We start from the raw sequence: 22847 nt of genomic DNA on the forward strand, positions 1-22847 counted from the left end.
AATGTCTCGCTTGGACGCTCTCAGGAGCCGTATCGGGGGCTTCGCCTACGGCGGCGACTACAACCCGGAGCAATGGGACCCCGCCGTGTGGCGCGAGGACGTCCGGCTCATGCGTGAGGCCGGCGTCAACATCGTCTCCCTCGGCGTCTTCGCGTGGGCGTCCCTGGAGCCGGAGCCGGGCAAGTACGAGTTCGGCTGGCTGGACGAGATCATGGACCTCCTCCACGAGAACGGCATCAGCGTCAACCTGGCCACCCCGACGGCGGCCCCGCCCGTCTGGCTCACCCACCTGCACCCCGAGGTGTTCCCGGTCATGGCCGACGGGGAGCGGTTCGGTTTCGGCAACCGGCTGCACTACGACCCCTCGTCGCCCATCTACCGCGAGTACGCGGCGAACATCACCACCAAGCTCGCCGAGCGCTACTCCTTCCACCCGGCGCTGGCGATGTGGCACATCTCCAACGAGTACGGGCCCACGGCCTACAACGAGGCCGCCTCGGTCAACTTCCGGCGCTGGCTGCAGCGCCGCTACGGCGACCTGGAGACCCTGAACGAGGCGTGGTACACCCGCTTCTGGAGCCAGAGCTACACCGACTGGGACCAGGTGGAGGTGCCGCACATCCCGCGCACCTGGATGAATCCCGCCCGCCGGCTCGACTTCAAGCGCTTCACCTCCGACGCCCTCCTCGAGTGCTACATCGCCGAACGGGACATCGTCCGCTCCTTCCGCGACGACATCCCGGTCCTGACGAACTTCATGCGCTTCTTCAAGCACGCCGACTACTGGAAGTGGGCGCCCGAGGAGGACGCGGTCGCGCTCGACATCTACCCCAACCCCGCCGACGCCGACTCGCACGTGTCGGCGGCCTTCCAGTACGACCTGTTCCGCTCGCTCAAGGGCGGCCAGCCGTGGCTGCTCATGGAGCAGGCGGCCAGCGCGGTCAGCCAGTGGCAGCTCAACATCGTCAAGGAGCCCGGCCGGATGCGGCTCGGCTCGCTGCAGGCGGTGTCGCGGGCGGCGGACTCGGTGATGTTCTTCCAGTGGCGGGCCGGCCGGGGCGGGCAGGAGCGCTTCCACTCGGCGATGCTGCCGCACTCCGGGCCGGACTCGCGCACGTTCAGGGAGATCGTGGACCTGGGGCGGGAGATGAAGCTGCTCGCTCCCGTGGCGGGGACGACCTCGCGGGCCGAGATCGCGATCCTGTTCGACTGGGACGGCTGGTGGGGGCTGGAGGAGACCGCGGGACTGCCGCGCCAGGACCTCAGCTACCCGGACACGGTCATGCGGCACTACACGCCGCTGTGGTCGAACGACTACCCGGTGGACGTCGTGTCCGCGTCGTCGTCGCTGGACGGGTACAAGGTGCTGGTGGTGCCGAACGCGTACCTGATCGGTGACGAGGGCGTGCGGCGGATCACCGAGTTCGCCGAGAACGGCGGGACGGTCGTCATGTCGTTCTTCTCCGGCGTGGTCGACGAGTGCAACCGGGTGCGGCCCGACGGCTACCCGGGCGCGTTCCGGCGGCTCATCGGGGCCAAGGTGGACGAGTACTGGCCGGCGCGGCCGCACGAGGTCTTCTCCGTGGAGTTCCCCGACGGGCGGAAGACGACCTCGACGTGGTGGCGTGACGACCTGCACCTGGAGACCGGCACGGCCCTGGCCACCTACGGCGACGGCCTGCTGGCCGGCCGGGCCGCCGTGGTGGAGAACCGCTTCGGCGCGGGGCGCGTGGTGTACTTCGCGACCCTCCTGGAGCAGGCCGCCTTCGACGCCGAACTGCTCGCGGCCGTGTCGGCGGCGGGCGTCCGGTCGCCGTTCCCGCAGGCGCCCGCCCACGTGGAGTGCGCCGTACGGGGGGACGAGGAGCACGAGTACGTGTTCCTGCTCAACCGCAGCGGCGACTTGAGCGCGTCCGTCCCGTTCGAGGGGGAGGGGACGGATCTGCTCACCGGGCAGGCCGTGTCGGGTCCGGTCGAGCTGGCCCCGCTGGGGGCGGCGGTGATCCGGCGCGCCCGCTCGTAATCCCCCGCGTATGCCCCGGCCGGCCCCGTGCCCGCCGGGGCTTTGACTTAAGGCCTCACCCCAACGTAGATCTATATCCGTTTCATGGGGTTATGTTTGCCTTTGTCCGTTTTGAGGGGTAGCTTGGTAGTCGTTACCGGCGAGTGACCTGGACCTTACCAACGTGGAAGGTACCACTCGACCGGAATCCCTCTGGTTGATTCACGCTCCACGTACCGCCTCTACGGCGCCATGCCCGGCTACGTGAAATCAAGAGCGTGTTGCCCTGTCGCCTAACAAAGGACTCCGCCTACCCATGTCTGCTCGCCTGCACTCTATCGCCATGCTCACCGCCTCCGTGCTGACCGCCATGGCCGTCGGCTCGCCCGCGGCGCACGCTGACGCCGAGGCCGGCAGCACGATCACCCAGAAGGCCGTGCTCCAGGGCTCGACCACCGCGTCTTACTTCTGGGACGACTCCTCCGGCCGCGCGGGTGACACCGGTCTGCCCGCCGCCGGCAAGCCCATGCAGAAGGGTCTGGCCGCCAGCCCGAGCTGGCCGCTCATGACCGAGGGCTACGTCATCTACAAGGGCAAGAAGCTCCCCTTCTTCGTCGGTGACCGCGGTCCCGGCAACCCCTCCAACAGCGGCGTCATGCTCGACCTGGACGCCAAGACGTTCGCCGAGCTGACCGGCGGCACGTTCAACCCCGACACCCTGGCCGTGGACGGCGTCGGCGGCGCCGGCCACATCAAGATCGACTACGTCGTGACCAAGTGGGGCGGCGGCGTCGGCAAGAAGAACTACCCGGTCGCCTACTCCACCGGCGCCTGGGCCGAGAAGGACACCAGCCCGGTCGTCCAGCCGGTGTCGGTGAAGCTCCCCGCGAACTGAGCCTGCCTTCCCCCAAAGGGCACCCCTGACCAGGGGTGTCCTTTTTGCGTGCCGGTATCGTTTGCGGACGATCTACCGCACGCTTGAAGGGACCAGATGAGCTCCCGGCCGCTTTACCGCGACCCCATGCACGACGGCGCCACCGACCCCACCCTGATCTGGAACCGGGCCGAGCGCGCCTGGTGGCTCGTCTACACCAGCCGCCGCGCCGGCGCCCCGGACCTGGGGGACGTGAGCTGGGTGCACGGCACCGACCTCGGCGTGGCGTCATCGGCGGACGGCGGCGCGACGTGGCTCTATCGAGGGACGATCGAGGGTCTCGACACCGAGTGGGGGCGGCACACGTACTGGGCGCCGGAGATCGTCGACGACGGCGAGACGTACCACATGTACGTCAGCGTCATCCGCGGCGTTCCCCAGACGTGGCCGGGGCACGAACGCCACATCCGCCACTACACCAGCCCCGACCTCGTCCGGTGGACGTTCCGCTCCACCCTCGGCCTGTCCTCCCCGTACGTGATCGACGCCTGCGTGGCCGCGCTGCCCGGCGGCGGCCACCGGCTCTGGTACAAGGACGAGGCCGATGGCTCGCACACCTGGGCCGCCGACAGCTCCGACCTGCACCATTGGCAGGTCCGCGGCCCCGCCGTGACGATCTCCGGGCACGAGGGGCCGAACGTGTTCACGCTCGGCGGCCGGCACTGGATGATCGTCGACGAGTGGCGCGGCCAGCGGGTGCTGGTGTCGGACGACCTCGACGCCTGGGAGCCGCGCGGCCTCATCCTCGACCGGCCGGGCACGCGCCCGGACGACGACGGGTTCGGCCACCACGCGGACGTCGTGGTGACGGGGGAGGAGGCGGTGATCTTCTACTTCACCCACCCGGGCGGTGGCCGCCGCTCGTCGGTCCAGGCCGCCCGGCTGCGGGTGCGGGACGGCGAGCTGACCTGCGACCGCGACGAGCCCCTCACCGGCCCCCTCCTGCCCGTCGAGGGCCCCTGACCCCGCCTCACCTGCGGCGTTCCCACCGGTACGACCAGAACAGCCCCAGCAGGGCGAGCGCGCACAACGCGACGGTGAGGATCTTCGAGGCCGCTATGGCCGCCAGGCACGGCGCTCCCATCGACGTGCCGGCCGCTATGCCGGACCTGCGGCTGGGGCCTCGGCGTCACGCTCGGGGCGCCGCACCGGCGGCGGGGGGAGCGGCTCCCACAACTGGCCGCAGCCGGAGCACCTCCATGGCCGGGCGTCCCCACCGTGGACGGCCGGGGCGACGCACCGGTGCGTCACCGCCTTGCTCACGGACGTCTCCCGCGGCGGTACTGATCGATGGCGGCCGCCGTCTCCGCGTCCAGGCTCATGGGGAAAGGCTCGGCCATCGCGGCCGGTCGGCGCAAGATCCGCTGACCGGTCGATCAGGGGAGCGTGACGAGGATCCCGTCGTCGTCGCTGAACAGCTCGGCGCCGGGACGGAAGGTGGCGCCGCCGAAGGTGACGGGGACGTCGCGCTCGCCGCCGCCCTCCTTGGCGCTCTTGCGTGGGTTGGAGCCGAGGGCCTTGACGCCCAGGTCGAGCTCGCGCAGGGCGGCGACGTCACGTACCGCGCCGTGGATGACCACGCCGGCCCAGCCGTTGGCGACCGCCATGCCCGCGATGAGGTCGCCCATGAGCGCGGCGTGCAGGGAACCGCCGCCGTCCACCACCAGCACCCGGCCCTCGCCGGGCTCGGACAGGACGGACTTGAGCAGGACGTTGTCCTCGTGGCACCGGACCGTGACGACGGTGCCGCTGAAGGCGCGCCGGCCGCCGTACTGGCGCAGCTGCAGGTCGCAGGAGCCGAGCCGGTCGCCGCGCTCGTCGTACAGGTCTGCGGTGACAACGGTCATGGTGGAACCCTTCCTATGGATCGACGGGAAGCCGCCGGGCGGCCACGCCGGCCCAGCCGAGGCTGAGCGCGGTGACGAGGAGCACGCCGCCGGCGCCGAGCCCGGCGGCCACGAGCCCGGCCGCGCCGGGGATGAACAGCTGGCCGGTACGGTTGCCGACCAGGCGCAGGGACATGGCCCGGCCGCGCATCCCGGCGGGGGCGGACTCGGCCAGCCACGACATGGTCAGCGGCTGTCCCACCCCCAGGCCGAACCCCGCGACCAGCAGCAGGGCGGCCAGCGCCCACAGCGGCATGGACACGGGCGTGAGCAGCATGGCGACCGCCGCGGCGAGGGTGCTGCCGACCAGCAGCCGGCGCCGGCCGACGACGCGGGCGAGGTGACCGAGGAAGAAGCGCGAGGCCATGGAGGCGGCGCCGCGAACGGTCAGCAGCAGGCCCACGGCGCTCGCGGTCAGGCCGTGCTCGGTGCCGAGCGCGGGCAGGTACGCCAGCGTGATGTCGACCGCGGACAGCACCACGCAGCTGGTCAGCAGGGCGTGCGCGAGGCCGGGCAGGCGCAGCAGCGAGCGCAGGTCCCCGCTCTCGGCCCGGGTCCGGGCGGCCGGGCCGCTCCGCGGAAGCAGCGCGGACAGCGCGAGAAGGAGCACGCCGAGGCCGCAGGACCAGGCGAAGATGCGGCCGGTGTCGGGGATGGAGCCGGCGCCGCCGAGCAGGCTGATCATGAGCGGGCCGGCGGCCTGGCCGAGGGACGCGGCGAAGGTGTAGTGGCCGAAGGCGGTGTCGTGGCGGCCGTGCTCGGTGGTGTTGGCGACCAGCGCCTGCTGGGCGATGACGCTGCCCAGGTGGCCGGTGCCGAGCAGGATCCCGGCCGCGACCAGGCCGGGGACGGTGTGGCCGAAACCGGTGAACGCGACGGCGGAGGCGGTGAGCAGGAGCGCGCCCGCCACGGCCATCCGGCGCTCGCCGTACCGGTCGGCGGCGTGGCCGGCGGGCAGGGCCAGCAGCAGCGGCGCGATGGCGAAGCTGGCGCCGAGCACCCCGAGCCAGGCCGTGGGCACGTCGAGCTCGATCGCGCGGTACGACATGGTGGGACGCAGCACGAAGGTGATCACCTGGGTGCCGGTGGAGTGGGCGAGCAGGACCGCGTGCCGATGCCAGGCGTCAGGCATCTACCTCGTCCTGCTGGTGCTTGCGCAGCCGCCAGGCGGCCTGGGCGCCGAGGCTGGTGTCGATGTGCTCGCGCATGACGGCCGCGGCCGACTCCGCCTCGCCCGCGATCACGTACTCCAGCAGGGCCTCGTGCTCGGCGGCCTTGCGGTCGCGGGCCGCCTGGCCGCGCTCGACCTCCAGGGCGAGCCGGCGGTAGCGGTCGGCCTTGTCCCACAGGCTGTCCAGGGTCTGGATGAGCAGGTCGTTGTGGGAGGCGGAGTAGAGGGCGGCGTGGAACTTGCGGTGCGCGACCAGCTGCTCGTAGGCGGGGTTGCCGGGCAGGGGTTCGAGGCCCTTGTGGGCGGCGCGCATGGCGGCGATGTCGGCCTTGGTACGGCGTTCGGCGGCCAGCGCGACGGCGAGTGGGTCGAGGGAGCGGCGCAGCTCCAGCAGGTCGCGGGCCTCCTCGGCGGCCAGGGGCGCGACGCGGGCGTCGCGGTGGGCGTCCAGCTCGACCAGCCCTTCGCTCTTGAGCCGGCGCAGCGCCTCGCGCAGGGGAGTGGTGCTGATGCCGATGTCGCGGGCCAGCTGCGCCTGCGCGATGACGGAGCCGGGGGCCAGCCGGCCGGACAGGATCTGCTCCTTGACCCGCAGGTAGGCGAAGTCCGCCTTCGTCGTGTAGAGCTCGGCCGCTGATTCGCCCATCACTGTCCTGTCTCGTGGCTGACGGTTATAACCTACACCGTCCGCCGCTCTTGCCGATGAATGCCCCTTTGATGCTCCGGTGGCGAGCGTTATAGGTTATGCGACCAGCGTCCGGTGGACGCCGGGCGATCGATGATCGTGCTCCCCGGCGTCGCGGTGGCGGCGTAACCCCGGCCGGAAGCGTTCACCTCGGCACCCCGCCGCTCCGCGTACGGCACCAAGACCTTTGACCTCCCTGCCCACCTGCCTGGGGGCGGCGCGGTCGGCGTCATCGTCCGGCGAACGCCCGCCGGCCGCCTCGCCGGCCCAGGGTCAGGCGGTGGGCGAGTCGGGGTGGTCGGCGGGGGCCTCCAGCAGGGCGTTCGCCGAGTGGTGGATCTTCCTCAGCGCGCTGAGGAGATGGTCGCGTTCGGCCTCGGTGAGGTCGGCGGTGACCTTCTCCTCCAGCCACCGCCGTTCCTTCTCGATGGGTGCTTGCAGGGCGCGTCCGGCGTCGGTGAGCCACAGCCGGACCAGGCGGTTGTCCCGGTCGTCGCGGCGTCGGGTGAGCAGGCCCGCGGCGGCCATCCGGGTGGCGGCCTTGACCACGTTGGGGGTGGTGACGTTCAGCGCGGCGGCGACCTCGCCCGGGGTGCGGCCGTCCTGCTGCCACAGCACCGCGAGCAGGTGGTCTTGTCCCAGGTGCAGCCCGTGGCGCCGCATGGCCGCCTCGGCCGCCGCCCGCAGCGCCTTCGACGTCTTGCTGTGCACGTCCAGGAATTCAGGCACGTCGAGGACCTCCGGTGATGTCGCGAGCGCGGCAGGGGCGATTGACAGCAGATCGTGTACCGGTTAACGTTCCCCTCGATCATTAACCGGTACACGACTTGGGGGTTCTCATGATACTGGTCACCGGTGCCACCGGGAACGTCGGCCGCGAGCTCGTCCGCGAGCTGGACGGGACCGGCGTGCCGTTCCGCGTCCTGGTGCGCGACCAGGCCCGCGCCGCCACCTTGCCCCGGCGGGCCGAACGGGTCGTGGCGGACCTGAGCGACCCGGCGACGCTGCCGCCCGCCTTCGCCGGAGTCGACCGGCTGTTCCTGCTCACCCCCGGCATCGGCCTCGACCACACCCGGCACGCCGTCGCCGCCGCCCGGTCCGCCGGGGTGCGCCACATCGTCCACCTGTCCTCGTTCAACGTGCTCGGCGACCCCATGCCCGCCATGGGCCGCTGGCACCACGAACGCGAGCAGGCCATCCGGGCCTCCGGCATCCCGGCCACCTTCCTGCGGCCCGGCGGCTTCATGACCAACGCCTTCGACTGGCTGCCCACCATCCGCGAGGCGGGCTATGTCCTCGATCCCGTCGGCCCCGGCCGATACGCGCCGATCGATCCCGCCGACATCGCCGCCGTCGCCGCCCTGGCCCTGACCGGTGACGGCCACCAGGGCCACGAGTACGTCCTGACCGGCGAGGAGCTGTTCACCATCACGGAACAGGTCAAGCTCCTGGCCGGGGCGGCCGGCCGGGAGATCGCGGTCCGGGCAGTGACCACCGCAGAGGAGGCCGTCGCCTCCCGTTTCCCCAACGGGGCGCCTCCGGCGCTGGCCGAGGCCATCATCGAGGGGTTCCACCTCATGCGCGCCGACACCGCCGGATTCCGCACCGACACCGTGGAGCGCCTGCTTCAGCGCAAGCCCCGCACCTTCGCCGTCTGGTGCGCCCGCAACGCCGACGCCTTCCGAACCACCTGATCCACGTCTGCCTCGGGGGCCTCCGGTGAGACGACCGTCAGCCACTGCGCCCCGCCTCGCCCAGCGGGATGGCGTGCTTCTTGATGAAACCGAGCACCTCGGTGTAGCAGGCGAGCGCGACCGGACCTTCCAGGCCTGCCCCGTGCACGGGTTCTGCCTGCCAGTCCCGCATCAACCGAGGAGAAAACTGGTCGAAGCGGGCGCCGCCCGATGGAACGATGTGCGGTCATGGGGAAACGACCGCCGTCCGGCCCGGAGTTCGCAGGTGTCTTCGACATTCACGTGACCGTCGCGGCCGGCACCGCATTCGAGCGCCTGGCGCCCTGGGCGGCTCGTAACGGCGGAAAGCTCACCCACATCGTGCTCGCCCGCGGCGAGGTCCCTTCTCAGCCCATGCTCACCTTCACCGGCCGCGGCACCCTCACCGGCCAGCGGACCGCCGCCGCGATCAGCGTGGACCGGCTGCGTGACGAGGGCTTCGAGGTCGTCCGGGTCAAGATCGAGGCCGCGCCGTGGAACGACGACGTGCCGGCGACCGCGCAGGCGGCCGCGGAACTGGCCGCGTGCTATTTCGAGCACCACGCCAAGGTGGTGCTGCGCGACGACTCGGCGGCCCTGGCCATGGTCGCCGATCGCCATTCGGCGCACGTGTCGCGGAACGCCAGGCGGCTGCGTGGCGACGGCTCCCACGAGCGGTTCGTGACGCAGCGCTGCAGGAAGGTCGGCCTGCCCGAGGCGCGGCGGCGGTTCGACGCACTTCTGGCGGAGCTTGGCTCGACCGGCTTCGCGGTGCTCGAAGCCGAGCAGGAATTCGTGGTGCACGACGACAACCCCGGCATCGACAACGGCTGGATCGAGGAACGATGACGTCGCGACGGAAGCAGAAGAAGCAGCCCGGGTCCGACCGGTACGACATGCCGGCGCAGGAATCCCCCGACATTCCGGTGACGTACTTGCCTCTCACCCGCGGTGACGGCGTTCGCCAGCCGCGGATCTTCGATCCGGCGCTGAAGCAGTTCGATCACGCCTTCCGTGCCGGAGAGCCGTCCTTCGAGGACGAGGAGACCGGACGGCGCTGGCGGCGGGCGCGGCGGGAGGCGATCGACCACCTGGTCGGGATCGTCGCGGGATCGCCCTGGTCCGAGAACCTCGTGCTGCGCGGCAGCCTGTTGCTGGAGGCGTGGATCGGGGAGGAGGCCCGGGATCCGGGCGACCTCGACTGGGTGGTGGTGCCGCATGACATCGAACTCGAGAGCTCGTTCACGGCAGAGATGTTCAAGGGGCTCATCGGCGCCGTGGCGGACGAGCCGGAGGCGTCCGGCACGGTGACCGTCGACGCCACCGGCATCCGCGTCGACGACATCTGGACCTACGATCGCACTCCGGGGCAGCGCCTGGTCTTCACCTGGCGTGCCGAGGGCCTGCCGTCAGGGACCGTTCAGCTCGACTTCGTCTTCAACGAGCGGCTGCCGGTCCCGCCTGTCACGGCGCTGATCCCGCGAGCGGGCGGCGGCGAGCCGACCCTCGTCCAGGCCGTCACCCCCGAGCTGTCGCTGGCCTGGAAGATCCTCTGGCTGGCCTCCGACATCTGGGCGCAGGGCAAGGACCTGTACGACGCCGTACTGCTGGCCGAACGTGTCACGCTGCCCGATGAGCTGCTCCGGCAGGTTCTGCGGGAGGCGCTGGGCGAGCGGGAGGCAGCGGCGTTCGACGTGGACGCGATTCGGCGCTGGGACGTGGACTGGGCTGAGTTCCAGGTCGAGTATCCGCAGGTCCAGGGCCAGGCGCAGGTCTGGAAGAGGCGGCTGGCGCACGCGCTGACCCCGACTTTCGTCAGGCGGTGAGGACGTTCTCGGGCACGAACCTGCCCGGCCGCGCTGCCGGACGGCCAGGCCGACAAGGAGGCGGCGTTGCGGCGCACCCGTCGGCGTCACGGTGGTAGCCGCCTCGCTGAAGGTCGGCCCGACGGTAAGTCGGACAGCTCGGCCATCACCAGCAGGACGAGCTGGCTGACGCTGAAACCGCTTGGTCATGACGGCGTGCCGGTCGGATTGTCGGCGAGCACGCAGGCAACGGGCGGGTCGAGCTCGAGGGTCTCCACCCGGAGCCGGGTGAAGCCGGCCTGGGTGAGCAGGTCCTGGAGCTCCTGGGCGGCTCGGGCCGTGGTGTCCCGGGTGGCACCGGGGCAGCGGGGCTGGCTGACGAGCGCGATGCGTCCTGCGGGGCGGAGCAGGCGGCGCAGCTCGCGAAGCCGCTTCACCGGATCGGGCCAGAACCCCACGGAGTTGACGGCGAGGATGGCATCGAGCGGATCGCCGAAGCTCGGCAGCCGCTCCACGGAGGCGTGCGTGAGGTGCACGCGGTGGGCGCGGACGGCGGCGGCGTTGCGGCGGGCGGCCTGCCGGACCATGGCCTGCGAGTGGTCGATGCCGAAGACCTGGCCCCGGGTGGCGCGGCGGGCGAACTCGGCGATGGCGACACCGGGACCGAAGCCGATCTCGAGCACCCGGTCGGCCGGCTGTACGTCCAGCAACGACACCGCCCAGATGTTGCGCTTGCGGTTGGAGGGGCGATGGGCGAACATCCGGCCGACCGCCCACCCGACGATGCCCCGGGGCTGGTGGGCCTGGCGCACCAATTCTCTGATCGCGCGTTGCTTGAGAGAGGTACCTGCTGTCTGCATGATCGCCAGTCAACGGCTTCAAGTACGCTTGAAGTCAAATGGATGAGCAGCTGACGATCGGTGAGCTGGCGAGCCGCACGGGCGTCGCCACCTCCGCTCTGCGCTACTGGGAGGAGCTGGGCCTGCTACCGGCGCCGGCCCGGGTCTCAGGCCAACGGCGTTACCCGCCATCGGCGGTGGAGCTGGTCGGTGTGGTGTTGTTGCTGCGAGATGTCGGGTTCACGTTGCGCGAGGTCAAAGCGTTCATCGCATCTCGTTCGCCGGCCGGCGACGGTTGGCGGGAGCTGTACCGACGCAAGCTCGCCGAGCTGGATCAACGGATCGCCCAGGCCCAGGTCGCACGCACCGCCATCGCCCATGGCCTGGCCTGCCCGCACAAGGACATCTTCGAGTGCTCCAACTTCGCCACGGGGGTCGCGGCGCTCCTGGCGGGTTGTTCTCTCGAAGAGGCTCACGAAGAGGCTCATTCTCGCTGACCTTGCCGTCGAGACAGGCGCCCTCACCGCCGGCGCGGCCGGAAACCAGGTGCGGACTGCTGAGGCGGTGGTGTGTGATCGGGAGCATGGCAATCGTGTTGGGTGAGCCGGGAACCGGCGGGCTGGGCGAGGTTGTGGGCGTGCTGCGGGAGTGGCAGCACGAGGGGGCGCCGATGCAACTGCATCCCGGGGACCTGGGCTGGTTCTGGCGGTTCGGTGCGGAGGCGACGGCCGGGGCGGTCCGGACGTGGAGCCGGGACGGCCGGATTCTCGCCGTCGGGATGCTGGACCAGCCCGACCTGTTGCGGCTGACGATCGCGCCGGACGCCCACCGGGACGAGGAGCTGGCCCAGCAGCTGGTCGAGGACGTGGCCGAGCCGGAGCGCGGCGTGCTGATCGAGGGGAAGGTGAACGTCGAAGCGCCCGTGTCCGCCCTGGTCCAGGATCTGCTGTCCAAGGAGGGCTGGAAGGCCGACGAGCCGTGGACGCCGCTGCGCCGCGACCTCACGGAACCTGTGAAGGACCCAGGCGTGCGGATCGAGGTGACCGGCCCGGGGCAGGCGCACGCGTGGGCCGCCGTGCTGCGGGCATCGTTCGACGGGTCGACGTTCACGGACGGGCGCTGGCACGCGATGGCGGCCGGACTGCCGTACGCCGACGCGCGGTGTCTGGCCGCGTACGACGACCGGGGCGACGCGGTGGCGGTGGTGACGGTGTGGTCGGCCGGTCCGGGTAGGCCCGGCTTGATCGAGCCGATGGGCGTGCACCGGGAACATCGCCGTCACGGCTACGGCAAGGCGATCACCGTCGCCGCGGCCGCCGCGCTCCAGGAGCTGGGCTCGTCGAGCGCGATCGTCTGCACCCCCAGCTCCAATGTCGGCGCCGTCGCCACCTACAGGTCAGCCGGCTTCCAGCCACTCGCCGAGGTCCGGGACAAATACCGGGACGCCTAGGCGCATTGACCACGAGCGTTGCCAGCAGGGACGTACCCGCTGACGGGGTCTGCGGCGGGCGGCACGCGCGGGTCGCCCGCCCCGCCCCGGGGCTCACACGCTCCTGGCGCCGATGCGCTTGATCCAGTTCTGGCAGTAGACGCAGGCGCCGCGGTCCTTCCAGCCCGGCGAGGACTCCTTACCGCCCCACTTGCCCCCGGGGTGCCACACCCGAGCGTGGAAGACGAAGGTATCCCCGGGGATCTTCTCGACCGAGCTGATGCCGGCGCCGGGGCCGTTCAGCCAGCGCTTGAGCGCGTCCACCTCGGCGCACGACTCCGGCGGCCACTTCTCCGACTGCGTGATGCCGCGGACCAGCTCGGTGATGAGAGAGGTGGTCGCGTACCGGTGCAGGTCCTGGCCGCTGAAGCCCTCGTAGGCCGCGCCGGGTGAGCCGATCACGGCCATGCCGCAGACGACTCGTCCCACTTTTGTCTCGCCCTCTCTGCTGCTCAGCAGCCCCCCGGGGTGTTGGTCGCAGATGCCCTTGGCCGTGGCACGGGCCTCGGCCTCGGCCTCACTGACCTTCCTCGCCTCGGCCGCGACCCGCTGGCGCTCCCGCTCGACGCCGTCCTTGCGGGTCTGGTCGTCGACGTAGAACTGCCAGGCTCCGTTGTCGCCGTAGTCGCCCAGCCACTGCTGGAACTGGGTGATCGCGGCGGCGGGGGTCATCGTGTTCAAGCCGACCCTGCTCTCGTAGGCCGTGAGTTTGCTCCTCAGCGCCTCCATGCTGTCCAGGCTGAAGCCCGACCTCGGGGTGTGGCCGGCGCAGAGGGCGCTGACCTGCACCTTCCGCTGGAAGAACCACCCCTTCACGGTGTCGCGGTCGGCCGTGGCGGCGGGAATGGGGGTGAAGAACTGATAGGGCTCCATCGACCTCGTCCTCTTGCCGGACCGTTCCAAAGACGGTCGGGTCAGCAAAACGTACGCCCCGCGCGAGCGCCCGCAAATAGTGCCGCGGTAAAGGCCGCCCGCAACGGGACCTATTGAGGAGACCGTGGGAGGCGGTCCGGTCCGATGCCGAGGCGACGGGCTGAGCCCGTCCGCCCGGCGCGGACACGGCGGTGCCGCCAGGCCAGGGCCAGAGCCGTCAGCGCGGCACTGACCGCGAGGTCGTAGCGGCCGCCGAGTCCGACGAGCGCGTCGAGCACGACGAAGAAGCCGAGGATGCCCGTGACCACCCAGAGCCCGTCGCGGCCGAGCGGACCTGTCGTGGCCCAGTGCCGGACGGCCAGGACGCCGATCAGGAGCGGTGTCAGGGCGGCGGCGAGTCCGGCCGGCCAGGGAAGGCCTGTTCGAGTTGTCAGCTCCCGCCGCCCCCGCAACCGCCGCCTCCGCAGCCGGACCCGCCGCCGCAGCCCGAGGAGCCGCTGCCGCAGCCCGACCCGCTGTGGGCCGATCCGCCGCAACCACTGTAATAGGCGCCACCGCTGCTGCCGCTGCTGCTGCTGGACGTCGAGCGCGGTCTGCGTCGAGGCGCGGTCCGCGGGACGTAGGTGTCCAGCGCCCTGCTCAGGTCCGAGTCGCGCAGCGCCCAATGGCCGTACAGCGCGATGTACACCGGCCCGTTTCCCGAGCCCGCGGGGTGCGCTTTCCGGACCCGGCCCAGCTCCGCCGCACCGTCGGCCGTGAGCCTGCCCCGCCGGAACTTCCTGTCGCCGGCGAGCGTGACCACCGCGCCGATCCCGGTGGCCACCAGGACGAGGACGGCGAGCAGCGAGAACAGCGTCGGGCTTGTGGCGAGTACGACCGCCCCTGCGACGACCCCGGCGATCGCCAGGACGGAGATCACCCACAGCCCGCGGGCCAGCCGCGTGAGCCGGGTGAGACGGGCGTCGGCCAGGATCAGGCCCAGCTCGGCGACGCGGTGCTCCAGCTCCCTCATGGCCGGGCCACCATTCACGGCACGGCTCACCAGGAACCTCGACGGGCCGTCGTTCTGCGCGACGGCGGTCAGAGTCTCCCGCTCGACGGGGTCGTCACCGGTGGTTCTCTTGGAAACGGTGTAGAAGCGCGGCCCCCGTGACACGCGCAGCTCTCCGTTTTCGGCCAGGAGCGTGATGGCCGTGTCGACCACTTTTTCGGACCCGCCCGCCAGATAGGCGAGTTCGTAATGATTGAGGTCGCGAGCGCGCGATCCGGCCGCGGCCGCCCGGGTGGCGGCGTGCTCGCGTTTGATCGCGAAGGCGATGGTGACGGCGATCGCCGCCAGGGCCACCGAGAGAATCAGCAGGACAAGGTCCATTACGGCCTCCCTCCGTGCAGCCGATCAGGCTGGTTACCTGAGAGACGCGTACGGAGGCGGTAAAGGTTTCGTTTTGCTCATTTAATTCCGCCGAAGTTCGACCCATCTCGCCACAGGGATGAGCCGCGCAAGGCGGGCCCCTTCGCGCCGCGTGCGTCCGGGGCCCGCCGTGTCCGATTCGGCTCAGGGCGTCAGCAGCGGGGCGCCACGGCGTCGATCTTGCCGCCGAAGTCGTCCTTGTAAACCCTGCGGTAGTCGCCGTCCCGGACGACGCGGGTCTCCTTGCGGTCGGGGACGTGGATCCAGTTGATGAAACATCCGTCGGCGTGCGCGATGAAGGAGCCCACGTTGTCGTGCAGGGCCGGTGGTACGTCCACGTAGCCGTTGCCAGGGTTCCAGCACCACGACGCGCCGCTGTAGTCCCGTCCGCTGTACAGGCAGATGTCGCCGGCCCGGGCCGATGCGGAGACGGGTGGGGCCGCCGCCGTGGCGGGGGCGGCGCAAGCCAGGATGGCGAGGGCGACGGTGCCGGTAATCGAGGCGATGCGCAGGCCGCGTGTCGTCGACTTCATTACGGTTTCTCCTTGTGTCGGTGCAGCCTGGAGGGCTTCCAGAGCGGCTCCATCACAGGGTGTAACAGATCCGATACACAGCGCGTCTACCTGGCGGCTACAAGATCCGGACTCGTGGTCGGCAAGAAATGGCGGTCGCGCCATAGCGACAGGTCGAGCGCGGCGCCATCACGCGATTTCCGGCACCAAATTGTTGACAATCTGAGCCGCTCGCCCTACGCGTGATGACATCCCGTCCCAACCTCGGCCCTTGATCAAGGCGTTGCGAAGCAAGCTCTTGACGGTCGTCGCCGATATTGTAAACAATCCTTTTCTCAAGCTGACCGACAACTTGGGGGACCACGTATGGCGGACCATCCCAAGCCCTCCGCCCGAGCCCGTGAGCTCGTCGCGGACGCCTACGACATCCATGTCCACGTGGCACCCGATGTGATGCGCAGGCGGATAGACGACCTCACCCTGGCGGGGCGCTTCGCGGAGGTGGGGCTGGCCGGGTTCGTGCTCAAGTCGCACTACGTCCCGACGACGGAGCGGGCCGCGGTGGTGCGCGCGGCGGTGCCCGGATTCGGCGCGGTCGGTGCGATCACCCTGAACGCCTCCGTGGGCGGCATGAACCCCGTCGCCGTCGAGATCGCCGCCCGCGGCGGCGCGCAGGTCGTGTGGCTGCCCACCGTCGACAGCGCCAACCAGCGGGCCTGCACGGCCGCCGACCCCGAGGGGGCCACGCCGCCCATGTGGGCCCGGTTGCAGGCCGAGCTGCGGGAGGCGGGGATGGCGGCCGACCCGGTGGACGTCGTGGGAGCCGGGGGTGCCGTGCTGGAGCGCACCCGGCAGGTGCTGCGGTTGATCGCCGGGCACGACATGACGCTCGCCACCGGCCACCTCAGCGCGGACGAGATCGACGCCGTGGTGGACGCGGCCGCCGAGGAGGGCGTCCGCCGCATCGTGATCACCCATCCGGAGTTCACCTCCCAGCGGATCGCGATCGACCGGCAGCGGGCGCTCGCGGCCAAGGGCGCCCTGCTCGAACGCTGCTTCACCACGCCGCACTCCGGCAAGGTCTCCTGGGAGAGGTGGTTCGAGCACATCAGCGCCGTGGGTCCCGAGCACTCGGTGCTCTCCAGCGACCTCGGCCAGCCGTTCAACCCGCCCGTGGAGGACGGTCTCGCCCTGCTGGCCGACCGGCTGCTCGCCGAGGGCTTCACCGAGAAGGACATCCGGACCATGGCCGTCGACAACTCCCGGCGACTGGCAGGCGCGGAATGAGCGGCCCGATCGGCGAGGCCGGAATGAGCGGCCCGGTGACCAAGGCGATCAGAACGAGCGGCCCGGTGATCAAGGTGAGCGGGCTCGCCAAGCAGTTCGTCGAGGGCGACGTCGGCATCGTGGCGCTGCGCGACTTCGACCTGGAGATCGCGGAGGGCAGCTTCGTCAGCGTGCTCGGCCGCAGCGGCTGCGGCAAGTCGACGATGCTCAACCTGATGGCCGGTCTCACCACGCCCACCGCGGGCTCGGTCGCCTACCGGGGCGAGCCGGTCTCCGGCCCACGTACACAGCTGGGCTACCTCACCCAGTCGTCCTGGCCGTGACCGGCTGCGCCCGACGCAGCTCGACGACGCCGCCCGCTCGACCAGCGCATCCGCGCCCTGCGCGGCAAGAAGATCGGCATCACCGGGCCGGGCAGTGGGACCGAGGCGCTGGTCACCTACCTGTTCGCCAAGGTCGGCATGGACTCCGCCACCGACTGCGAGCTGGTCAACCTCGGCAGCACCGCCTCGGCGCTCGGCGCGCTCAAGGCCGGACGGGTGGACGCCCTCGCCTTCTTCCAGCCGATCGCCCAGCAGGCGGCCGCCGCCGGCATCGGCACCCGCTACATCTCGCCCGCCGCCGGTGACGTGCCCGGCCTGGAACGGACCGCGCACGGCGTCGTGTTCACCACCCAGCGGATCATCGACAAGAAACCCAAGGAGGTGGCCGCCTTCCAGGCCGCGCTCGAACGCGCCCAGCGCTTCATCCACCAGGCCGACCCCGTCGAGATCACGCGGCTGCTGACCGTCTACCTCAAGGGCATCGACCCGAAGGCGCTGACCGAGCTGCCGGGTCTCATGCGTACGGAGATACCGGAGATCATCGGCTTCACGCGGGCCTCCTTCGACACGGCCATCGCCTTCCACCGCGCGACCGGCCTGGTCAAGCACCTCCCCGCGTACGAGAAGATCGTGCCACCCGGGCTGCGGACGCCCTAGCAGGGCGTCCGATCGAACCTTTGATTTCCCATGTGCACGTGATTATCCGAGTCCGGGCACGACTCGATAGGCGCGTCCAAATTGTCGCCGCGCCCGAGTTACGGGGAGTGGAGATCAGATGATCATTCAGGAAGTGCGGGAGAAGAGCGTCCCTGAGGGCCGCGCGGTCGCCGGAACGGCCGTGGCCGACACGACGAAGCAGCTGCTGCAGCCGCCGTTCACCGTCGAATCCGCGCCCGTTCAGCGCGCGGCCCCGGCCCCGGTGCCCATCCCGATCCCGCCGATCGTCGGCCCCCGGATTCTCGTCTACAAGCAGGACCCCACCGTCGCCGAACTCGGCGTCAGGCCGATCTTCGTCCCCAGCCCGGTGCTCAACGGGCCCACCGACGCCCGGATCGTCACCCAGCTGCCCGGCACCACGCCCGTGGCCCGCAGCGTCAACGGTGACTTCATCTTCGTCCCCAACTCGCCGGAGTTCGACTGCTCGCACACCTACGCGGTCGTCCGGGAGACGCTGACCATGTACGAGCGCCACACCGGCGGCACGCCCATCCCGTTCGCGTGGAACACCGGCGGAAACCTCGACCGGCTCACCGTCTTCCCGCGCGCCGCGGTCGGGGCCAACGCGTTCTACAGCAGGACGGCCAAGGCGCTGAAGTTCCTCTTCTTCACGCCGACCGGCACCACGCAGCAGGTCTTCACCTGCCGCTCGCTGGACATCGTCGCGCACGAGACCGGCCACGCGATCCTCGACGGGCTCAAGCCGGGCTGGCTCGCCGCGGACAACCCGCCGCAGACCGGCGGCCTGCACGAGTCGTTCGGCGACCTGACCGCCGTCTTCATGACGCTGGCGCAGCCGGACCAGGCCGAGGCGCTCGTCGCGCTCACCAAGGCCAACCTGCACGCCACGTCGTTCCTGTCGGCCCTGGCCGAGCAGTTCGGGCAGGCACTCGGCCGGCCGTTCGGCCTGCGCAACGCCGACAACGACCTCAAGCTGAGCGAGGTCAGCAACGAGGTGCACGCGATCTCGCAGGTGTTCACCGGTGGCATCTACGATGTGCTCGCCGACATCTACGCGTTCGAACGCACCAGGCAGGGCGCGCTCAAGAGCCCCACCGTGATCCTCATGGAGGTCGCGAACCAGCTGTGCAGGCTGCTGTTCCAGGCGATCGTGAAGGCGCCCGCGGCCAAGGCCACCTACACGGACGTCGTCAACCAGATGCTGCAGATCTCGGCCGCCCAGGGCGATCCCAACATCTACCGCACCTTCATCCGCAACCGGTTCGCCTTCCGCGAGGTGGTGGCGTCGCCCACGCCGTTCTCCGAGATGCTCTCCGGCGAGATGGACTTCATGAACGCCGACTACACCGGCGACGGCAAGACCGCGAAGGACGTCACCAACGTCAAGCCCGCCGACGCGTCGTCGGCCAGCCTGCGCGCCGTGCAGGACCGTTCGACCTGCTGCGGCACCATGCAGCTGCCGGAGTTCCAGGTGATCGACGCCGGCAGGCTGACGACCAAGGGCGAGCTGCACGACGACGACATCCTCGCCACGGAACTGAGCGCGCTGAAGAAGGCGTTCAAGTAACCACCGACCCGGCGAGAACCTCGCCGTATCGTGCGGTGCGGCAGGGGGAGTCAGACATGCGTGTGAAGATCGAGAGAACCGGCGGCTTCGCCGGCATCGAGGAGAACGTCGCCGAGTACGACACCGACGACCTCCCCGACCAGCAGGCCGCCAAGGTGTACGAGGCGCTGTCCGCGGTGGACGCCGCCGCGGCCGCAGGCGGGTCCGGGGAGGTGGGCGCCGACCTGATGAACTACCGGATCACCGTCGGGAACGGCGCGGGACGGGTCTACACGGTGTCCGACGACCCTTCGTCGAAGGTGGCGGACCCGCTGGCCGTACTGCTGCGCCCGTCCGCCTGACCGGAGGCCGCCATCCAGGCCGCGATCTGCGCCCGCGAGTTGAAACCGAGCTTGTTCAGGATGTTGCGGACGTGGCTGTCGACGGTGTGCTCGGAGATGAACAGGCGGGCCGCGATCCGCTTGTTGCTCAGCCCGTCGGCGACCAGCCGGGCGACCTCCGCCTCCCGCTTCGCGAGCGGCCCCGCGTCGGCGGCGGGGGTGGCCCGGGCGGCGGGAGCCGGCTCACCGAGCGCCAGCCTGACCGCGACGTCCCGGCTCAGGCGCCCGCCGGCCTCGTACTCGGCCTTGAAGCCGGGCTCGCCGAGCGTCGACGTCACCGCCTCCTCGGCCCGGGCGACCAGCCGGATGAGGAACGGCTGGATGCTCGCGCCGGCGCCCGAGCGTACGGTCTCCGCCGCGCCGAGCAGCCGCGCGGCGAGCCGCGCCCGGCCGGAGCCCGCCGCGTGGCAGCCCAGGGCGTCGAGCAGGCAGTACTGCGCCACCCGGTCGTCGATCAGGTGGGCGAGCCGCAACGCCTCCGTGAACAGCGGCTTCGACTCGTCGAGTTCGCCGGCCATCAGCATGGCGGAGCCGAGGTTCAGCAGCATCATGCCGAGGCTGTAGAGGTCGCCCGCCTCCCGGCTGAGCCGCACGCCCTGCGACGCCGCGGCTCGGACGGTGTCGAGATCGCCGTCGGACAGGCCGATCAGCGCTCGCGACTGCAGCGCCATGAGTGTGGCAGGCAGGTCGTCTAGGTCCGCCGCGAGATCGTGGGCCTCCTCGGACAGGCGCCTGGTGGAGGTGTGGTCGCCGGCCATGTTCGCGGCGATCGCGGCGAGGGAGAACGACTGCGACAGCAGGCAACGCAGGTCGGCCTCCCGCGCGGCCGCCACCGCCCGTTCGAGTGCCGGACGGGCGGCGGCCGGATCGGACTGCAGCACGGCCAGGAACCCGCGCATGTAGTATCCCCGCGCTCGTGCCCGCGGGTCGCCGAGGCCATCATCCGCGCCCGCGACGCCGGCCTCGGCCGCCCCTGACACACCGAACTCCCGCGGAACACCTCGGCGGAGGGCAGATCGACCTCGCCCGGCCACTGGATCGTCGCCGCCGGCTGTCAGCGGCTTGTTCCGCGACGCCTGCGCCGCCGCGCACCTCGGCCGGCCGTGTCGCGGGGGACGGTCAGCGGGAGGTGAGGAGATGTGGAAAAAATAGATAGACCGGTCTATTATCTCGGGATGATTGGCACCAAAGGCGCCCAGACCAGCGCACGGCTGGTCGAGTCGATGCTCGAACTGATCCAGGCCCGCGGCTACAGCGGCACGGGCCTCAACACCGTGGTGGAGCACGCCCGCGCCCCCAAGGGGTCGCTGTACTTCCACTTCCCCGAGGGGAAGGAGGCGCTCGGGGAGAAGGCCGTCGAGCTCGCGGCCGATCGGTTCCGCGCCCTCGTGGTCGGGTCGGCGCTGGAGCCGGGCAGCCCGGGCGACGTGGTCCGCCGCGTGATCGACGTGCTGGGCGGGATGCTCACGGACAGCGACTTCCAGCTGGGCTGCCCGGTCTCGGTGGTCACGCTGGAGATGGGCGCGCAGAGCGAGCGGCTCCGCGACGCCTGCGCGAACGCCTTCGGCTCCTGGATCGACCCCATGGCCGAATACCTCGCCGCCCAGGGACGTCCGGCCTCCGCCGCGCGTACGCTGGCGACGGCTGTGGTCAGCACGGTCGAGGGGGCGATGATCCTGTCACGCGCGCAGCGGTCGACGGAGCCGCTGCGCTGCGCCGCCGAGGTCATCGCCGCGATCCTGGACCGCCCTCTGACGGGGGAGCCGTCGTCATGAGCCGGCACGCTCTGGTGTTCGGGGCGACGGGTCTCATCGGCCGCCATCTGATCCTCGCGCTCGGCCAGTCCGGGGTACGCGTGAGCACGGCCAACCGGAGCCCCGAGTCGTACCGGCGGCTCGTTCGCTGGCTGGAGGAGCACGGGCACGGCGAGGCTCCGGCCGATCTGCGGGTCGACTTCGAGACGCCGTCGCTGATCCACGGCGACGCGGCGGACGTCACCGAGATCTACAACTGCGCCGGCGCCTACCGGTTCGGGATGCCGGCGGACGAGGCCCGCCATGCCAACGTCGACAGCGTCCGCGCCATCGTCGCCTTCGCGGCGGGGCTGCCCCGGCTGCGCCGCCTCGTGCACGTCTCCGGGTACCGGGTGGGCGGGCAGGATCCGCGGCCCTGGAGCGACGAGCGGCGACGGGAGACGTACGAGGCGCTGGGGGCGTACGAGGCGTCCAAGGTCGAGGCGGACGCCGTGCTCCAGGCCACCGCGGACCGGCTCGGCGTCCCCTGGTCCGTCGTCAACCCGTCCAGCGTGATCGGTGACAGCGTCACCGGCGAGTCGGACCAGCAACTGGGCCTGGCGTCGAGCGTGAAGGAGATCTGGCAGGGCACCATGCCGGCGCTGCCGGGCGACGCCACGACGTTCGTACCCGTGGTCACGGTCGACCATCTCGCCCGGTTCATGACCCTGCTCCCGCTGGACGAGGCGGCCGGGCGGAGCGCGTACTGGGTGCTCGACGACGACACACCCGCGCTGCCCGATCTGCTCACCCGCGTCGCGGAGCACTACCAGGTCAGGGCGCCGCGTACGCGGATCCCGGTGCCTCTGCTGAGGCGCCTGCCACGGTGGCTCACCAAGGCCGACCCGGAGACCCTGACGTTCCTCTCGGACGACCGCTATCCCACGGGACCGGCGCAGGCCTTCGCCGCCCGGCACGGCCTGGCCATGCCGGACGTCACCACGTCCGTCCTGCGCTGGGCCGACCATCTGGCGGCCAACCGGTTCGGAGCCGCCCCCGCCGGCCGGCGGCGGTTCACCGTGGTCGGCGGGGTCCGGACCTTCGAACTCGGCGAACCGGACGCGCCCACCGTGGTGCTGCCTGGCCTGCCGGTGAACGCCGACACCTGGGGCCCGGCCGCCGAGTCGCTGGGTCACGCCCGCGTCGTGGACCTGCCCGGGCTGGGGCTGAGCGCGGGACGGCGGGAGGACTGGTCGCGCTGGCTGGTCGCGCTCGTGGCTGAGACCGGTGCCCGTCACCTGGTGGGGCACTCGGTGGGGGCGGCGGCCGCCCTGGAGGCCGCCGTCGCCCATCCTGACCTGGTGGACCGGCTCACGTTCGTGTCGCCGTTCTTCCTCCAGCCGCGCGCCGGACTCGCCGCGCGGTGGGCCTGGCTCAGCCGGTGGTATCTCGGCCGGGTACGGCCTGAGGCACTGGCGGAGCGGCTCACCAGGGACGTGACGTACGCCAAGGCGCTGGAGTCCAGCGTCGCGGACCTGGGGGGGGGCGGCGGGGGCGCAG

25 protein-coding genes are annotated in these 22847 nt (G+C 71.1%); 15 read left to right on the forward strand and 10 right to left on the reverse strand.

Going from position 1 to position 22847, the window contains the following annotated elements:
- The first annotated feature begins 1 nt into the window (after position 1).
- The 3 genes from ACFKCF_RS23840 to ACFKCF_RS23850 all read left to right on the forward strand — a co-directional run bounded on the left by ACFKCF_RS23840 (position 2) and on the right by ACFKCF_RS23850 (position 3899).
- A complete protein-coding gene (locus ACFKCF_RS23840) occupies positions 2–2023 on the forward strand; it encodes a beta-galactosidase (RefSeq protein ID WP_394496765.1) in 2022 nt (673 codons plus the stop codon).
- 322 nt (positions 2024–2345) lie between these two features.
- On the forward strand, positions 2346–2897 hold the full coding sequence (locus ACFKCF_RS23845) for a hypothetical protein (RefSeq protein WP_394496767.1): 552 nt from the start codon (positions 2346–2348) through the stop codon (positions 2895–2897).
- Between the two features lie 96 nt (positions 2898–2993).
- On the forward strand, positions 2994–3899 hold the full coding sequence (locus tag ACFKCF_RS23850) for a hypothetical protein (protein ID WP_394496769.1): 906 nt from the start codon (positions 2994–2996) through the stop codon (positions 3897–3899).
- 413 nt (positions 3900–4312) lie between these two features.
- On the opposite strand, the gene rraA is transcribed toward ACFKCF_RS23850, so the two are convergent.
- The 4 genes from rraA to ACFKCF_RS23870 form a co-directional block, all read right to left on the reverse strand.
- Positions 4313–4783, reverse strand: coding sequence for a ribonuclease E activity regulator RraA (rraA, locus tag ACFKCF_RS23855; RefSeq protein ID WP_394496771.1), 471 nt, complete (start codon positions 4781–4783; stop codon positions 4313–4315).
- Between the two features lie 13 nt (positions 4784–4796).
- A complete protein-coding gene (locus ACFKCF_RS23860; protein ID WP_394496772.1) occupies positions 4797–5954 on the reverse strand; it encodes an MFS transporter in 1158 nt (385 codons plus the stop codon).
- Positions 5947–6639 carry a GntR family transcriptional regulator gene (locus ACFKCF_RS23865; RefSeq protein WP_394496774.1) on the reverse strand — a complete coding sequence of 231 codons (693 nt, stop codon included), beginning with the start codon at positions 6637–6639 and terminating at the stop codon, positions 5947–5949. The genes ACFKCF_RS23860 and ACFKCF_RS23865 overlap by 8 nt, the downstream gene beginning before the upstream one ends.
- A 312-nt stretch (positions 6640–6951) precedes the next feature.
- Positions 6952–7407: a MarR family winged helix-turn-helix transcriptional regulator gene (locus ACFKCF_RS23870; RefSeq protein ID WP_394496776.1), complete on the reverse strand. Its 456-nt coding sequence runs from the start codon at positions 7405–7407 to the stop codon at positions 6952–6954.
- 110 nt (positions 7408–7517) lie between these two features.
- Here ACFKCF_RS23870 and ACFKCF_RS23875 point away from each other — a divergent pair, with 110 nt between their 5' ends.
- From ACFKCF_RS23875 to ACFKCF_RS23885, 3 genes are all read left to right on the forward strand, one after another.
- Positions 7518–8372, forward strand: coding sequence for an NAD(P)H-binding protein (locus tag ACFKCF_RS23875; RefSeq protein WP_394496777.1), 855 nt, complete (start codon positions 7518–7520; stop codon positions 8370–8372).
- Between the two features lie 228 nt (positions 8373–8600).
- Positions 8601–9239, forward strand: a complete 639-nt coding sequence (locus tag ACFKCF_RS23880; protein WP_394496778.1) for a hypothetical protein — start codon at positions 8601–8603, stop codon at positions 9237–9239.
- The gene (locus tag ACFKCF_RS23885) at positions 9236–10216 is read left to right on the forward strand and encodes a nucleotidyl transferase AbiEii/AbiGii toxin family protein (protein ID WP_394496780.1); all 981 of its coding nucleotides are present in this window, start codon (positions 9236–9238) and stop codon (positions 10214–10216) included. Before ACFKCF_RS23880 ends, ACFKCF_RS23885 begins: the two co-directional genes overlap by 4 nt.
- 185 nt (positions 10217–10401) lie before the next feature.
- Here the strand turns inward: ACFKCF_RS23885 and ACFKCF_RS23890 are convergent, their stop codons facing one another.
- Positions 10402–11055, reverse strand: a complete 654-nt coding sequence (locus ACFKCF_RS23890; RefSeq protein WP_394496782.1) for a class I SAM-dependent methyltransferase — start codon at positions 11053–11055, stop codon at positions 10402–10404.
- 38 nt (positions 11056–11093) lie between these two features.
- On the opposite strand from ACFKCF_RS23890, the gene ACFKCF_RS23895 reads away from it, so the two are divergent.
- Both ACFKCF_RS23895 and ACFKCF_RS23900 read left to right on the forward strand, forming a co-directional pair.
- Positions 11094–11531, forward strand: a complete 438-nt coding sequence (locus ACFKCF_RS23895) for a MerR family transcriptional regulator (protein WP_394496783.1) — start codon at positions 11094–11096, stop codon at positions 11529–11531.
- A gap of 86 nt (positions 11532–11617) precedes the next feature.
- Positions 11618–12484 (forward strand): GNAT family N-acetyltransferase, encoded by an 867-nt coding sequence (locus tag ACFKCF_RS23900; protein WP_394496785.1) that lies wholly within the window; start codon positions 11618–11620, stop codon positions 12482–12484.
- A 93-nt stretch (positions 12485–12577) separates the two neighbouring features.
- Here ACFKCF_RS23900 and ACFKCF_RS23905 read toward each other — a convergent pair whose 3' ends face one another.
- The 4 genes from ACFKCF_RS23905 to ACFKCF_RS23920 form a co-directional block, all read right to left on the reverse strand.
- A complete protein-coding gene (locus tag ACFKCF_RS23905) occupies positions 12578–13396 on the reverse strand; it encodes a hypothetical protein (protein ID WP_394496786.1) in 819 nt (272 codons plus the stop codon).
- Between the two features lie 110 nt (positions 13397–13506).
- Entirely contained in the window at positions 13507–13848 is a 342-nt protein-coding gene (locus ACFKCF_RS23910) for a hypothetical protein (protein WP_394496788.1), read from the reverse strand.
- Positions 13827–14768 (reverse strand): TIGR04222 domain-containing membrane protein, encoded by a 942-nt coding sequence (locus ACFKCF_RS23915; protein ID WP_394496790.1) that lies wholly within the window; start codon positions 14766–14768, stop codon positions 13827–13829. Before ACFKCF_RS23915 ends, ACFKCF_RS23910 begins: the two co-directional genes overlap by 22 nt.
- 191 nt (positions 14769–14959) lie before the next feature.
- The gene (locus tag ACFKCF_RS23920; protein ID WP_394496792.1) at positions 14960–15340 is read right to left on the reverse strand and encodes a peptidase inhibitor family I36 protein; all 381 of its coding nucleotides are present in this window, start codon (positions 15338–15340) and stop codon (positions 14960–14962) included.
- 345 nt (positions 15341–15685) lie between these two features.
- Between ACFKCF_RS23920 and ACFKCF_RS23925 the strand changes: the two genes are divergently transcribed.
- The 5 genes from ACFKCF_RS23925 to ACFKCF_RS23945 all read left to right on the forward strand — a co-directional run bounded on the left by ACFKCF_RS23925 (position 15686) and on the right by ACFKCF_RS23945 (position 19515).
- Positions 15686–16606, forward strand: coding sequence for a DUF6282 family protein (locus ACFKCF_RS23925; protein ID WP_394496794.1), 921 nt, complete (start codon positions 15686–15688; stop codon positions 16604–16606).
- A complete protein-coding gene (locus ACFKCF_RS23930) occupies positions 16603–16929 on the forward strand; it encodes an ATP-binding cassette domain-containing protein (protein ID WP_394496796.1) in 327 nt (108 codons plus the stop codon). Before ACFKCF_RS23925 ends, ACFKCF_RS23930 begins: the two co-directional genes overlap by 4 nt.
- Positions 16930–16977: 48 nt before the next feature.
- Entirely contained in the window at positions 16978–17586 is a 609-nt protein-coding gene (locus ACFKCF_RS23935) for an ABC transporter substrate-binding protein (RefSeq protein ID WP_394496916.1), read from the forward strand.
- 118 nt (positions 17587–17704) lie between these two features.
- Complete coding sequence (locus tag ACFKCF_RS23940) at positions 17705–19174, forward strand: hypothetical protein (protein ID WP_394496798.1); 1470 nt, start codon at positions 17705–17707, stop codon at positions 19172–19174.
- A gap of 56 nt (positions 19175–19230) precedes the next feature.
- Positions 19231–19515, forward strand: a complete 285-nt coding sequence (locus tag ACFKCF_RS23945) for a protealysin inhibitor emfourin (protein ID WP_394496800.1) — start codon at positions 19231–19233, stop codon at positions 19513–19515.
- Here the strand turns inward: ACFKCF_RS23945 and ACFKCF_RS23950 are convergent.
- On the reverse strand, positions 19443–20534 hold the full coding sequence (locus ACFKCF_RS23950) for a LuxR C-terminal-related transcriptional regulator (protein ID WP_394496801.1): 1092 nt from the start codon (positions 20532–20534) through the stop codon (positions 19443–19445). The genes ACFKCF_RS23945 and ACFKCF_RS23950 overlap by 73 nt on opposite strands.
- A gap of 195 nt (positions 20535–20729) precedes the next feature.
- Between ACFKCF_RS23950 and ACFKCF_RS23955 the strand changes: the two genes are divergently transcribed.
- Positions 20730–21329: a TetR/AcrR family transcriptional regulator gene (locus tag ACFKCF_RS23955; RefSeq protein WP_394496802.1), complete on the forward strand. Its 600-nt coding sequence runs from the start codon at positions 20730–20732 to the stop codon at positions 21327–21329.
- Positions 21326–22847: alpha/beta fold hydrolase (locus tag ACFKCF_RS23960; protein WP_394496804.1), on the forward strand; the 1522-nt coding region annotated here is incomplete at its 3' end. The genes ACFKCF_RS23955 and ACFKCF_RS23960, both read left to right, overlap by 4 nt.

Origin of the sequence: Nonomuraea sp. JJY05, assembly GCF_043496855.1 — a bacterium.
Taxonomy (GTDB): Bacteria; Actinomycetota; Actinomycetes; order Streptosporangiales; family Streptosporangiaceae; genus Nonomuraea.